At 31.0% G+C, this 13,509-nt stretch carries 15 protein-coding genes and 1 tRNA gene; 4 read left to right on the top strand and 12 right to left on the bottom strand.

From position 1 onward, the window contains the following. Positions 1-92: 92 nt before the first annotated feature. The 3 genes from rpmF to pdxA all read right to left on the bottom strand — a co-directional run bounded on the left by rpmF (position 93) and on the right by pdxA (position 1,994). Complete coding sequence (gene rpmF / locus FJOH_RS03395; protein WP_008465217.1) at positions 93-287, bottom strand: 50S ribosomal protein L32; 195 nt, start codon at positions 285-287, stop codon at positions 93-95. A gap of 9 nt (positions 288-296) precedes the next feature. After that, positions 297-839, bottom strand: coding sequence for a YceD family protein (locus FJOH_RS03400; protein ID WP_012022737.1), 543 nt, complete (start codon positions 837-839; stop codon positions 297-299). Between the two features lie 105 nt (positions 840-944). Next, the gene (gene pdxA, locus FJOH_RS03405) at positions 945-1,994 is read right to left on the bottom strand and encodes a 4-hydroxythreonine-4-phosphate dehydrogenase PdxA (protein ID WP_012022738.1); all 1,050 of its coding nucleotides are present in this window, start codon (positions 1,992-1,994) and stop codon (positions 945-947) included. Positions 1,995-2,051: 57 nt separating this feature from the next. On the opposite strand from pdxA, the gene FJOH_RS03410 reads away from it, so the two are divergent. Beyond that, positions 2,052-2,642 (top strand): riboflavin synthase, encoded by a 591-nt coding sequence (locus FJOH_RS03410; RefSeq protein ID WP_012022739.1) that lies wholly within the window; start codon positions 2,052-2,054, stop codon positions 2,640-2,642. A gap of 35 nt (positions 2,643-2,677) precedes the next feature. Here the strand turns inward: FJOH_RS03410 and FJOH_RS03415 are convergent, their stop codons facing one another. Continuing rightward, positions 2,678-2,920 carry a hypothetical protein gene (locus FJOH_RS03415; RefSeq protein WP_044047451.1) on the bottom strand — a complete coding sequence of 81 codons (243 nt, stop codon included), beginning with the start codon at positions 2,918-2,920 and terminating at the stop codon, positions 2,678-2,680. 546 nt (positions 2,921-3,466) lie between these two features. Here FJOH_RS03415 and dcm point away from each other — a divergent pair. After that, positions 3,467-4,456, top strand: a complete 990-nt coding sequence (gene dcm / locus FJOH_RS03420; protein ID WP_012022741.1) for a DNA (cytosine-5-)-methyltransferase — start codon at positions 3,467-3,469, stop codon at positions 4,454-4,456. On the opposite strand, the gene FJOH_RS03425 is transcribed toward dcm, so the two are convergent. From FJOH_RS03425 to FJOH_RS03440, 4 genes are all read right to left on the bottom strand, one after another. After that, positions 4,440-5,663 (bottom strand): phospholipase D-like domain-containing protein, encoded by a 1,224-nt coding sequence (locus FJOH_RS03425; RefSeq protein ID WP_012022742.1) that lies wholly within the window; start codon positions 5,661-5,663, stop codon positions 4,440-4,442. The genes dcm and FJOH_RS03425 overlap by 17 nt on opposite strands. Before the next feature lie 3 nt (positions 5,664-5,666). Then, positions 5,667-6,083 (bottom strand): very short patch repair endonuclease, encoded by a 417-nt coding sequence (locus FJOH_RS03430; protein ID WP_044047453.1) that lies wholly within the window; start codon positions 6,081-6,083, stop codon positions 5,667-5,669. A gap of 41 nt (positions 6,084-6,124) precedes the next feature. Beyond that, entirely contained in the window at positions 6,125-6,856 is a 732-nt protein-coding gene (locus FJOH_RS03435; RefSeq protein ID WP_012022744.1) for a hypothetical protein, read from the bottom strand. Positions 6,857-6,993: 137 nt separating this feature from the next. After that, positions 6,994-7,398, bottom strand: coding sequence for a helix-turn-helix domain-containing protein (locus FJOH_RS03440; RefSeq protein WP_012022745.1), 405 nt, complete (start codon positions 7,396-7,398; stop codon positions 6,994-6,996). Positions 7,399-7,730: 332 nt separating this feature from the next. Between FJOH_RS03440 and FJOH_RS03445 the strand changes: the two genes are divergently transcribed. Together FJOH_RS03445 and FJOH_RS03450 are read left to right on the top strand one after the other, a co-directional pair. Next, positions 7,731-8,681 (top strand): hypothetical protein, encoded by a 951-nt coding sequence (locus FJOH_RS03445; RefSeq protein WP_012022746.1) that lies wholly within the window; start codon positions 7,731-7,733, stop codon positions 8,679-8,681. 4 nt (positions 8,682-8,685) lie between these two features. Then, positions 8,686-9,381 carry a hypothetical protein gene (locus FJOH_RS03450; protein WP_012022747.1) on the top strand — a complete coding sequence of 232 codons (696 nt, stop codon included), beginning with the start codon at positions 8,686-8,688 and terminating at the stop codon, positions 9,379-9,381. Positions 9,382-9,525: 144 nt separating this feature from the next. Here the strand turns inward: FJOH_RS03450 and FJOH_RS03455 are convergent. From FJOH_RS03455 to FJOH_RS03470, 4 genes are all read right to left on the bottom strand, one after another. Next, positions 9,526-9,599 (bottom strand) — tRNA-Ile (locus FJOH_RS03455). A 146-nt stretch (positions 9,600-9,745) separates the two neighbouring features. After that, entirely contained in the window at positions 9,746-10,150 is a 405-nt protein-coding gene (mce, locus tag FJOH_RS03460; RefSeq protein ID WP_012022748.1) for a methylmalonyl-CoA epimerase, read from the bottom strand. 9 nt (positions 10,151-10,159) lie between these two features. Next, positions 10,160-12,520 carry a hypothetical protein gene (locus FJOH_RS03465; RefSeq protein ID WP_012022749.1) on the bottom strand — a complete coding sequence of 787 codons (2,361 nt, stop codon included), beginning with the start codon at positions 12,518-12,520 and terminating at the stop codon, positions 10,160-10,162. Next, the gene (locus tag FJOH_RS03470) at positions 12,480-13,460 is read right to left on the bottom strand and encodes a hypothetical protein (RefSeq protein WP_235022993.1); all 981 of its coding nucleotides are present in this window, start codon (positions 13,458-13,460) and stop codon (positions 12,480-12,482) included. The genes FJOH_RS03465 and FJOH_RS03470 overlap by 41 nt, the downstream gene beginning before the upstream one ends. Positions 13,461-13,509: the final 49 nt, after the last annotated feature.

Genomic DNA, 13,509 nt, shown 5'->3' on the forward strand with positions numbered 1-13,509 from the left:
AATTTGCCTGTATTTTCTTAAAAAACAAAAATTATAACCAACAAAAAAAACTCTCACTATGTGAGAGTTCTAGTATAATTTACAAAAACGTATTAAGCAACCGCTTCAGATTTATCGATAACAACTTGCCCTCTGTAGTACATTTTACCTTCATGCCAGTAAGCTCTGTGGTATAAATGTGCTTCACCTGTAATAGGACATGTAGCGATTTGAGCTACAGTAGCTTTATAGTGTGTTCTTCTCTTATCTCTTCTTGTTTTCGAGGTTTTTCTCTTAGGATGTGCCATTTTACTATATTATTTATCCGTTAATAGTTTCTTTAATTTTTCCCAACGCGGGTCAATATCTTCTTCTTGTTTACTCTCTTCCTTTTGTTCTTTTACGCTTAATTCATTTAGTTTGTTTAAAGCTTCGGTTTGTAATGTACCGTCTTTAACTCCCGGATGAATTCTTTTTTGGGGCACTGAAAGTGCAATCATTTCATAAATGTATTGTGACACATCTAATTCATGTTCTCCATGCGGCAAAATCAACAATTCTTCATTATCATCGTTAAATTCATCTCCAAAGCGCACAATTAATTTCATTTTCCCTTTTAAAGGAAGATCAAAATCTTCGCTTGTTAGATCACAAGGTACATTTACAGTTCCTTTGTGTTTGAATTCTAACTCTAACATATTGCTTTTCTTATCGAAAATCAAATCGACTTTAATATCTGCACTTTGAAACTCATCGTATTCAAAGTCCTTAAAGAACGTGTTATCTATTTGATATTCAAAATGGTGTTTTCCCAGCTTTAATCCTACGAAAGGAATTAAAAATTCTTTTGATTTGCTCATTTCAACATCAATTTGTACAATCCAAATACAAAACTACATATCTGAATTGGGGTGCAAAGATATAAAATTATTATAAATCTAATAATCTTATTGACCTTTTTTTGTTTATAACTGTTTTTCTTTTATTTTTAGAGGTTTTTCGCTAATCTCCTCATACTGATTACGCGAGCGAAAAATATCCAATGCCAGATAAACGGCTTCTTTAAACGAGTTGAAATCTGCCATGTCTTTTCCGGCAATATCATAACCTGTACCATGATCCGGCGAAGTTCTTACTCTATTTAATCCCGCTGTATAGTTGACTCCTTTACCAAACGACAAGGTTTTAAAAGGTATTAATCCCTGATCGTGATAAGTCGCCACAACAGCATCATATTTCTCATATTGTCCGCTTCCAAAAAATCCATCTGCAGAAAAAGGTCCGAAAACCAAAGTACCACTGTCAAATATTTTTTTCAAAACAGGCTTTAAAACTAAATCGTCTTCTTTTCCAATTACACCGCCGTCTCCACAATGCGGATTTAATCCTAAAACTGCAATTTTTGGTTTTACGATACTAAAATCCTGAATCAAAGATTTTTTAATAGTTTCGATTTTTCTAACTATTAATTCTTCTGTTAAATGAGAAGAAACTTGATTTAACGGCACATGATCTGTCAACAATCCAACTCTTAGATTATCCTGAACCATCATCATCAGTGCATTTCCTTCTAACTCCTGATCTAAATAATCTGTATGTCCGGGAAATTTAAAATCTTCTGACTGAATATTGTATTTATTAATTGGCGCCGTAACCAAAACATCAATCAAATCTTCTTTTAAAGCCTTTGTAGCCGCAACAAACGATTTTATCGCATATTCTCCAATTTTCTCATCATTAGTTCCAAAATTAATATCTACTCCTTCTTTCCAAAGGTTATAAACATTTACTTTTCCCGGAATAATTTGATCTAATTTATCTACACCATGAAATTGAACCGTAGATGTAAAACTTTTTTTAACAAAAGAAAGTATTTTAGCATTTGCGAAAATAACCGGTGTACACAATTCTAACATTCTTGAATCTTCGAATGTTTTTAGTATAACTTCGCTTCCAATACCGTTTAAATCTCCTACTGAAATTCCAACAATTATATTTTCTGCTTTTTTATTCATGAGCTCAGCTTATTTATTACTAATTTTGATGTGCAAATTTAGTAAAATAAAACCACAATGTTTACAGGAATTATTGAAACCCTTGGAAGGATTCACGAAATACAAAAAGATAAAAACAACTTACACGTTACAGTTGACTCATCAATTACAAACGAATTAAAAATTGACCAAAGTGTATCGCATAATGGAATATGCCTTACAGTTGTTGCTATAAAAGATTCTTTTTATACCGTTACCGCAATCGAAGAAACAATCTTAAAGACCAATATTGGCGACTGGAAAGTAAACGATATTGTAAATCTGGAAAGAGGAATGAAACTTGGCGACCGTCTCGACGGACATATTGTCCAGGGACATGTTGACCAAACCGGCGTATGTACAAAAATAGAAGAAGCTAACGGCAGCTGGAATTATACTTTTGAATACGATAAAAACCTCAACAATATAACTATCGAAAAAGGATCTATTACTGTTAACGGGGTAAGTTTAACAGTTGTAAATTCTCAAACAAACGAATTCAGTGTTTCGATAATACCTTATACTTTTGAGAATACTAACTTCAAAGATTTTAAAGTTGGAACAAAAATAAATTTAGAATTTGATGTTGTTGGAAAATACATTTCGAGACTTTACTCGATAAACAAATAAGAAAGAAAATTTACTTCATAAAAAAAGCTTCAATATTAAATTGAAGCTTTTTTTATTTTATTTCGATATATAACTGCTGTACCCAATAATAATCCGGCAGCAATTAAATAAGGCAGATCTTGATTTATTGGAAGCCCTGGTGCTGGCGGAGCAAGAGCTGTACTAGCAGCACCTTTTGCCGCTGCAGGTGGAGGCGGTGGTGGTTCATTGTCAGCCAAAACATTTGGAACATTCAATACTAAAAAAAATACTAAAAAAATAATTCTTACTATCTTCATAAATTTGGGGGTGCTGATAATCAATACTATTATAATACTGGCAAATATTTTTTACAAAAATTTCTCACAAAAAATATTCTTAAAGAGAAATTCCATGGCAAAAATATATGATTTTTAGAAAAAAACAACTTTATAAACAAAAAGACCTTATACTCTTAACATACGAATTGTACTTCAATTTAGTTTTTGCCTTAGATTAATTCTTCTTAAAGTACATTTTCTCAAATTGTTTTTTCATTCATAATTTCACGTAATACCTTATTAAACGGGGAATTACTACTGTTTAGTATCTAAAATTCACAGTATTATAAAATTAATATTTATTTTTTAGTTTCCCAACTTTAATAAAAATCTCACAAAATATTTTTTTTAACAAAAAAGAGAAAATCTCAAATAAGTCAGAAAGAACTGTAAATAATTCCATTTAAAACAGACTTATTTTTCTTTTTAAATTCTCACATTGATCAAGTGTTTCCGAATTAATATATTTGCATAATTATAAGAGAACCTAAAAAGGTCTTTTAATTAAATCAGGACAAATAGTAAATGAAGAAAACAGTTGGAAGTTTGTATGCTGGTGTAGGCGGTATATGTTTGGGTTTTAAAAAAGCGGGGTTTGAACTAGAATGGGCAAATGAATTTGACAAAAATGCCTGTATAACCTACAAAAATAATTTTGAACATAATCTTATTGAAGGTGATGTAATGGCTCTGGACGTTACTTCGCTTAAAAAAATAAACATTTTAACTGCAGGATTTCCCTGTCAGCCATTTTCGGTTGCGGGCTATCGAAAAGGTTTTGAGGACAGCAGAGGAAATCATTTCTTTAAAATTTTGGATTTTGTAGACGAAATGCGCCCTAATGTTATTTTTCTTGAAAATGTAAAAAACCTAAAAGGGCACGACAAAGGAAACACTATCAAAGTTATCGAAAACGAAATCAGAAAACGCGGTTATACTTTTGACAGCGCAGTTTTGAACACCAAAGATTTTGGAAACATTCCTCATAACAGAGAAAGAATTTTCATTGTTGCTTTTGACAAAGATTATATCAAAGATGATAAATTCGAGTTTCATTTCCCTGAAAAAGAAGACTTAACCAAATCGATCAAGGATTTAATTACGAAAGAAAAAGTCGACGAGAAATTTTATTATCACGAAGATAAATATATGTATGATATGCTGAGAGAATCTATTACAAACAAGGATAGAATTTATCAGTTTAGACGACAATATGTTCGTGAAAACAAATCGAGCGTCTGCCCTACCCTTACTGCCAATATGGGAACCGGCGGCCACAATGTACCGCTTATTACAACCGATTTTGGTTTTAGAAAACTAACCCCAAGAGAATGTTTTAGATTTCAGGGTTTTCCTGATGATTTTAAACTTCCTGCTATTTCAAATTCGCATTTGTATAAACAGGCTGGAAACTCTGTAAGTATGCCTGTAATTGAAAGACTGGCATCTGAAATTTATAAAGTACTTGAAAAAGTAGAATCGAAAAAGACAAAAAAATCTAAAGAAAAAGCTTAAACTGTCCATCCTGAGCTTCTGATATTTTTTCTACAAAAGATTCGTATTCGTCTAATTTGGTAAAATCTATAAAATAGTCTTGCTCTGTCGATTTTGTAATTTTTACGCTGTCGTAACCAATTTTTCTGAGTTTGTCATAAGTCAGAACTTCGTTTTCGTTGAGCATTAAAACGTCACGAAGCATCCAGTCGGCCATGGCTTTGTTTGGATTTGTCATTAAAGCTTTGCTTCCGTCCTGGCAGACTTTTGCCGAAAGAACTTTACCATTAGGGATTTTAAGATTAAAAATAACGTCTTTTTCTGGAAAAAAATCCGGAGCGTTATTTCTTATTTTTGAAGGTATCGAAATATAAACTTCTCCCGGATCTCTTTTTCTTCCGCCTGCGTTCCATTGATTCAACTGGCTTTTTATGGGCACAATTGGCTCTTTTAATTTCTTTTTGGCTTCGGGAGAATATAAAGGCAGAATAACATAATCTACAAACGGAATCAGTTCTTCTTGTGTCAACAAACCAATAGCATTTTGAAGCTTTACTTTTGCACCATCAGTTTGTTTGTTTAAAATTGGCTGTGCCAGATTTAAAAGTACGTTAATTGGTTCTTCTAAAATCTCAACATTAATCTCAATACATTCCTGAGGAATTATGAAGCGTTTCATTAAAACGCTTTTAGAAAAATTAAAATTATATTCGTTTAAAGCGTCTTTAAACTTAAGCGAACTTTTTGTTTCTTCCAGAATTTCAATTGAATTCTTATCAATTAAATCATAAGAAGTTTCAAACACCTTAATCAATAATTTATCACGGCCAATAATGTGATAGACTCTGTTTTGAGTATTATAAAGTCGGTCTGCAAATTCGATTCTTTCATTTCTAAAATCGGCTAGTTTATTTGCCAGATCCAAACCTTTCAGCATTCTAAGCTCAGAACTTCTTGAATTAAATTCTGCAACCTTTTCAATTTTTGAACTTCCGGATAATACAAATGTTTTAATACCAACCCCGCAGCCGTTTATTATGGCATCGTATGCAACATCTACACGCGCCAGATTATCGGCGCCAAAAGCTTTACAAAAAGCATTTTCAGCAACTCGGTATTGAATAAAAGGTTTATCTGAAGAACTAAACAAATTCGAAAATGCACCAATTGCCTTTAAAGCACTTGTGTAATTTTCGATATTTTGACTTGTTTGAGTTTGTAGAAACATTATTTATTTTGAAAGTTCAATTTCTTCTCTAATTTTTTCGATGCAAGATTCTAATTCTTTTTGAATTTCTTTGCTCCAAAACCGTAAAACTTTCCAATTCTTTGAAAGTAAATGTTCATTGACTTCAATATCACGTTTCATATTTCGTTCGATTTTCGGAATCCAATAGTCGCGATTCGATTTAATTCGAAGCTGCTGTGTTTCCCAATCTTTTCCGTGAAAAAATTCGCTGTCAATAAAAATGGCAATTTTATAATTGGCAAAAGTTAAATCTGGTTTACCGAATATTTTTTTATTGTTTTTGCGATAACGATACCCTAATTTCCACAAAGCTTTAGCCAAACGAACCTCATCTTTTGTAGCCGTACTTTTTATCGCCTGCATATTTTTTCTCCGTTGTTCGGGAGTTAAATTATCCATCTTTTGTTAAGATTAAATTGTCTTTGAATGATAAATTTAATCTATTTTTCCATTAAACCCGAATATAAACGAGCCACATTATGCAAATTACAAGATTGAATATAATAATTTTCAGCATCCATTTTAGTTTTACCGTTCAATAACGCATTTTTAGGAATAACATATTGATTTTTAATTATGTGCCGAATTGTTTTTACAGAACAACAACCTGGAATATCATAAAACCAAACTGCTTTTTCAATTTCCTGCCATAAATTTTCTTTGTTTTCAGGAACATCTTTTAAAATAAATTTTATATCAGGTTTAATTCTAGCCAACACAAAATAATCATAGACAGCCGTTTTCGAAAGATCATGATTCGGAATATACATTCCTTCTGAATTCCAATCTTTGGTTTCCAAAAGCAAAAGATTAGAGAAAAAAGCGGCCGACTTTACACAAATAAATTTTCCGTTTGCTTTTAAATCGGTTTCATCCCAAACTCCTTTTCCGTGAATGCTGAAATCTGGCTCTTCAACTTCAATATTCTGGAGTTTTAAAATTTCATACAATATAATTTCTGCCAATTTTCCCTGAAAAGTATTTTGAAAAATCTCCAACGGCGTGCGATTTAACTGCCCGCCCGATCTTTTAATTCTATGAAATCCTTCTCCATAAACCATTTCATACGCAAAATCAAAAGCTAGTTTTACAAAAGCGGCATCAACAGGTTTTCCTTCAAATGTTTTTTTTGAAGTAATGAAATAGCCGTTATCTCTTTGATCTAATTTCATGATTTGATTTATTACTCAATCTTTAAAAGAATAATATAAAAGTAAATATTTTAAAGAATAATACTACACAAAAAGAATAGATCAAAAAAAGCCCAGCTTAATAGCTGAGCCTAAATTTTGAATAATTATTCCTGAAATTATTTATTGATTAGATTTTGAAGCATTACCATCATTTCATCTTTCTCTTTCAGCATACGTTCGTACAAAGCAATTTTCTCTTCGTGCATTTTTAATACTTCCTCTATAGGATTAAAAACAGGATTATCATTTCTCTGATATCCAATACCATTATTCCCAAATGTATTTGCAATTACATTTACCGCCTGCTCTTCATCAAAATTCTGAAAAGCTTCAACAGGAATCTTTAAAACTGCAGAGATTTGTTTAAGCAGATTATCTTCGATTACATCTTTTTGCTCCAGCATAGAAATTTTCTTTTGATTCCAATCTTCTCCTAAATCATAAGCCAATGCCTCTTGCTTTATGTTAAGCATTTCTCTAAAACGTTTTACGTTTCTTCCTTGATGTATTTTCTGTTCCATAATAGTATTAATTCCCTAAAAGCTCAAAGATAAAGCCCTGCGGATCTGTTTTTCAAAGATAAAAAAATATCCTGCAAAACATTCTTTTGTAAGATATTATTCATATATCCAACAGACTATTATTCTTATTCATAAAAACCATCAAAATATTAATTTATATAAAATTAAACAAATAATAAGGCTTAGAACAATAATTAAAAAAATCAAAATTAATTAACTTTTTAAAATCAATTAAAAGTTTAAATGTATATTTGAAACGTAAATTCGCACAAAAACACCAGCAAAATCACTAATTATCAGCATTTTGTATTTATAACAAACAAAAAAAAGCAATGGATAGCATAGAAATTGTTCTTAAAAAAGATAACAACAATAGAGATATTGACTTAGACAATATGCCTATTGGCGCTACCGAGTCATTAAAAAATATCTTAGAATCTCTAATTGAGATTGCTCGTTATGAAAAAACTATAAATAATATTGACTTAAATATTGGTGTAAAAAGTGGTAGTGCATGCGAAATGTTAATCGGCACTCCAGATAACTTAAAAGTTGTATATAATAAAATTGAGGATGTAGTTAACAACAAACCATCACGAGATAATTTTTACGTAAAAAATCTAAATATTATTAGAAATAATATTCACGAAAAAAAAGACGCAAAAATATTCTATCTAAAAGATAACTCAAGAACAGAAATTACAAATCTTTTTGATAAAAGCTTTAAAGAAAAAAGAGAAAAAGATAAAACTCTAAATTATTTTGAAGTTGAGTTTATTAAAGGAAAATTACTGCAGAACGGAGGAACTAATCCTAATTTTCATCTTCAAATACCTGCTGGAATAATTACAATTGATTGTACAGAAGAGGAAGCTCAAAAAGTGAATTATTTATATCAGGAGATTTATATATCTGCCTGGGTAGATAAAAAGAAAAAAGGAAAAAGGGTATATAGATTTTGTGATTTTTATATGACCGATTCTGCAAAACAACATTTCATAGATTTTGAAAAATTCTTTAAAGAAATATCAACCTTGAAAGGAACAGAACCTCTACATAGAATTAGCTCAAAATTAGAAAGCTTTTACAATATTAAAGATTTTGAAAACGCTTCTAAATTTTTAAGAATTTTCAACAATAAAGAAGTTAATCCAAATTATTTGAAAACAATACTTGTTCTGTCAAAAAATATTGATAAAAATATCGACTCTGTAAAAAACAAAATCTTTGTTGATACTTTAAAAAATTTAAACCAATTGTTAAATAAAAAAATTAGAAAATAGTAAAATGGCAAAATTATTAAATCACAAAACTATTCTATCTAAGATTTTTAATATTTCAGAAATTAGTACAGAGGAAGATTTTGTAGCATGCACTACTGAAATAGACGATATAGGAGAATGCAAACATTCAGGTCTATTAATATGTTTTGAAAACGAACTCAAATACTTTCATTTTGATGGCGCTGTAAAATTAACAGATACAATACCAGACAATTTATATTTCAAAAAACTAGATTTAATTAATGAAGAATTAGTTTGTTCTTTTTTATGGCATTGTGAAAAATTATCAAGTGAAGCAACTCCCATGTATGGATGGCTTTTTGATGAATCATATTATGACAGTAATGCTGATTACTATTTAAAAGGGGCAAAATACGACATAACTACTTGCGTAGGATTTTGCATTAAAGTCCTTACCGGTTTTTTAGAAAATCACTACCTACAAACTAGTGACTGGGATTTTTCAACCTTAGATTCTTTGGGTGATATTAAGGACAAGTTTTTTAATTATTTGAAAAAAATAGCATTCAATGAAGGGATAAGTGTTGAAGAGCTTCTTGACAAAGATAATCTAAAGAGAATTTTACCAGCAGAATTATTTTCATCATCATTTTTCGAAAGAACACCTATTAGAAAAGAAAATACGGATGGAATATTGAATCATATAGAAAATTACTTTACATCCTTAAAAGTAGCTTAAAAAGCTAAATAACTACTCTAAAGAAACAAACCTCTAATAGAGTTTTTTTATTCTTAATTTAATCAAACCACTAGAGTAATTATTCGTCCCCTAGAAATAAAAAAGCCTCTACATTGCTGTAAAGGCTTTCTATTTCTAAATGAGTGGTCCCACCTGGGCTCGAACCAGGGACCACCTGATTATGAGTCAGGTGCTCTAACCAGCTGAGCTATAGGACCGGTTTAGAGGATGCAATATTACTACTATTTTTCATTCACTCCAAATATTTTAGGACTTGATTTGCATTTAATTTCAATTAAATCTATTTGTTTTAAAAACAAGATTGATTTTCAATAGATTATTTAAAATAAAAAATCATCTTTTTTTATTTAATTTCCTGGCAAAGCTCGACCAAAACGCTATTTGTGTTCTTCGGATGCAGAAAAACGACCAGTTTATTGTCGGCTCCTTTCTTCGGAACTTCGTTTATCAGCACAAAACCTTCGTTTTTTAAGCGCGAAATCTCAGCATGAATATCTTCAACATCAAAAGCGATATGATGAATTCCTTCGCCTTTCTTTTCTAAAAATTTTGCAATTGGACTTTCTGGGTTTGTCGCCATCAAAAGTTCAATTTTGTTTGTTCCGGTTTGAAAGAAAGAAGTCAAAACGCCTTCACTTTCTACCGTTTCTTCTTTGTATGACGGAACGCCCAATAATTTCTCGAACAATACATTTGCATCATCCATATTTTTTACAGCAATTCCAATATGTTCTATTTTGTTTACCATTTGATTTTATTATAATTGGTTAACATAAGTATTAAAATAACCGCATTCTGCAATTACGTCCTGATAATATTTAGTATCTGAATAATCTTTTTGAAGCGTTTTAAATCCGTTCCAGGCTATAAAGTTAACTTTATCATCATTTGCATCCCACCAATATCTTACGCTGTTGTATTTATTATTATAATATTCGTTTCGTTCGCATTTTGAAATTAAGTACACACATTTTGCTTTCTGCTCTTTTGTTGTCGCAGCCTGCAAAGCTTTTTGATAATACATTTTTGAAACACTGCAGTCTGTAATCATCTTTTTCATAGAATCTCTAAACGAGTATGGACTTGAGCCATCTCCCACAATAGTAATTTCATAAAAAGTTCTTCCGTTTCCAAAATGAGAAATATTATAAAATGCGTTTCCTAACAATAAACTATTTGTATAAACATCTTCGTTTTTAGCCAGTTTGTCCTGCATATCTTTAATTGTAGTTAAGAAATCCATCTGAGTATATTTTCTTTTTTGATACGCTGCATGATCGCAGTCGTGACAATCTTTGATACTTCCGTTAAATGGATTTCCTAAAAATTTATAATACTGAACTGAATCTGTCTGTTTCATAAATTCAATCGCTTCAGGGATTTTATTTTTAAAAGCCGCCTGAACTGCCTGAAAGTTATTAATGTCTTTTAACTTCAAACTATAAATTCCTGCTCCAATATTTTCGATTTCGGTTTTATTTGACTTCGCTAAAAATGTTTTTATGCTTTGCAGATTTTTTTCATCATCATAAAAAGCATTTCCATCGTTCCAATAACTGTAACGTGATTCGCCAAAAATCTCGGCCATAACTAAATTTCCTTTTTCGCGATAAAGTGTCGACAAATAACTTTTGCTCCATGCAGAAGCATTTACATAACGAAATTCCTGACCTTTATATGTTTTAGGAAGTTCATTGTATAACCAATTCAAATCGGCCAGAATTGTTTTTTCGTTTTTATCTGTCAGTTTATCAATTTTGCTCAAGTTGTTTACAAAGCGTAATAAACGAAGCTGCATTCCTGCCAATTCAGTTTTAGGAAGTGTTTTTACTGCTTTATCAAAATTCTTGTCGGCATTCGCATAATCTCCTTTTAACGTCTGTAAATATCCCAGAGACAAATCCCATAAATATGGTCGGTCTGTATTTCCTGCCGCCGAAATTTTTGCGATTAAATCCAATGCTTTTTTATCAACTTTAACCTGATTTTGTGTTTTATTTTCGGCTATTGTAAGTTGTTTTTTCGGCTGATTTTCTCCGCCATCCTGCTGAAACGAATTATTGATAGTTTCTTCCAGCCTGTTTACCAATCTCGTTCCTAAATAATTTAAGTGCTCGCTTTTTGGATCTAATTCATAGATCTTTTCAATTGCCTGTTTTTCATCTTTGTAATATCCATGAATTGCCCACAGCGCTGCTTTTTCTTTATTATTCTTTGCCATTGTCAGCGCTTTATTCCAATCGGCTTCGTTTTTTGGACTAAAACTATAAGCAGTTACCACTCTTAGTTCAGGGCAATTATCAAAAACCTGTGCATACAAATAATTTGATGCAGCATATTTCTTTTGTTTATAATTGATTCCGGCAACATATCCAAGTGCGCGGTAATACAAAACATTTTTAGGTACTGAAGCTTCTGTTTTATTAAAAAAGTCGATTGCTTTTTGTTTATCGTTACTGTAAAAACGGGCTTTCATGGTAAGAAACCAATATCTGTTTCTTAAAAAAGGGTCTGAAATAGTATTGTAAACATTCTCAATTGACTGAATCATTTTGGCATCGTTAAATGTTTTGGCAACTACAGGATCGTAACTCCAATAATCTTCACCAATTGAAACGGTTTCAATTTTTTGCGCCAGATACAAGAACTCAACAAAGCTTTTTACCTTTTCATCTTTCAACGGAATCTTTTTGCCCCATTTTTGAGAACTTTTATTTTCCTTTGCTGTTTTATAAAAAACGTGTAGATCGGTTACTTCTTCTTTGTTTTTGATCGTATTTTTATCATCAGAATAATAGCTTGGTTTTTCGTCTCCAATTAAAAAATAATTAACTGTCGTCGTATCTACTTTTCCTTTAAGATAATCTGCCCAATCTGATTTTATGTTTTTATTAAAACGGGAATTATGCTGGGTATCAAACCCAATTCCATAGAAAATACCGCCCGACAAAAACAAAGGCGAATAGGATTTGTCTGCAAAAGTTTCAGGGGTAAAATTAGAACTGTACGCACCAAAATAATCCCAGTCGCCATCGGCACAGGCATAAATTATTCCGTACACAAAAAGGAAAGCTGCACTAAAACCAAGAAACAACCTGCTTAAAAATATTCTTTTCATAATTATTTAAATTGAATTCGTCTAAATCGTAAAATATAATTTCTTTTGGAGACTGAGCTTTATTATCGTCTAAGTCCTCAGCCATTTCTTTTAAATCGTCTGGAGAAATAGTCTCTGTTTTCAAGAGATCATTTTCTTCGTAATAAACACCATTTTTGTAATTAGATTGTCTGACTTTAAAAAATATCGGACTTATCTGCTCGAAGTTTTTATCTTTTTTAAGTTCGTTGAAATTCAACTTTGAACGAAGCCCTAAAACTTTCTGATTTCTAATATGAATTGCCCACGAATAAATAGGCAGTGCATAATCAAGATGAAGCGGATATTTCTTTAAACTTTTAAGATAACGTTCAGAAATTTTTCGGCTGTAAATAGAATTCAGCGAATCTGGCGCTATACTTCCCATGTTATAAAACATCAAAACACCATTATCTACATTTGGAATTTTAGTTTTCTTAAAATATTTCACCTGATGAAGTCTTATTGTAGCTGAAAGTTTTTTCTTCGAAAGCTTTTTAATCTGTTCAATAAATTTAAGATAATTGTCTTTACTATTCAAAGACCAGTCGCAGTCAATTTGAATTTCGGCACAATTAATTTTATTCTTGTTATTGATTTCAGTAACTAAATGAAGTGTTTTTTCAGCCAGATCTTCAATATCAAGATTCTTATCCAGCATCACTTTATTTTGAATAAAAACAACAGGAACAATTTCAAACTCCTTCATGTCTTCATAAAAATGAACCGGGCTTACCGGGAATGGCTTTTGTGTTTGAGGATGAAGTCCAATATCAAAATAACGGATATACAGTTTATGTACATCATTATCTTTTAAAGCAGTCTTTTCTGTTTCTGAAAATTTTAAGTTGGTTTTCCAATAGTAAAAAGAAATTATCGGCTGTTCATTTTTACTGCATGCTGTCAGAAAAAGAAATAACAAAACCCAAAAAAAACTTTTAACCAAAACGAAGTGATATTAATTTAATTCA

Origin of the sequence: Flavobacterium johnsoniae UW101, assembly GCF_000016645.1 — a bacterium.
GTDB lineage: Bacteria > Bacteroidota > Bacteroidia > Flavobacteriales > Flavobacteriaceae > Flavobacterium > Flavobacterium johnsoniae.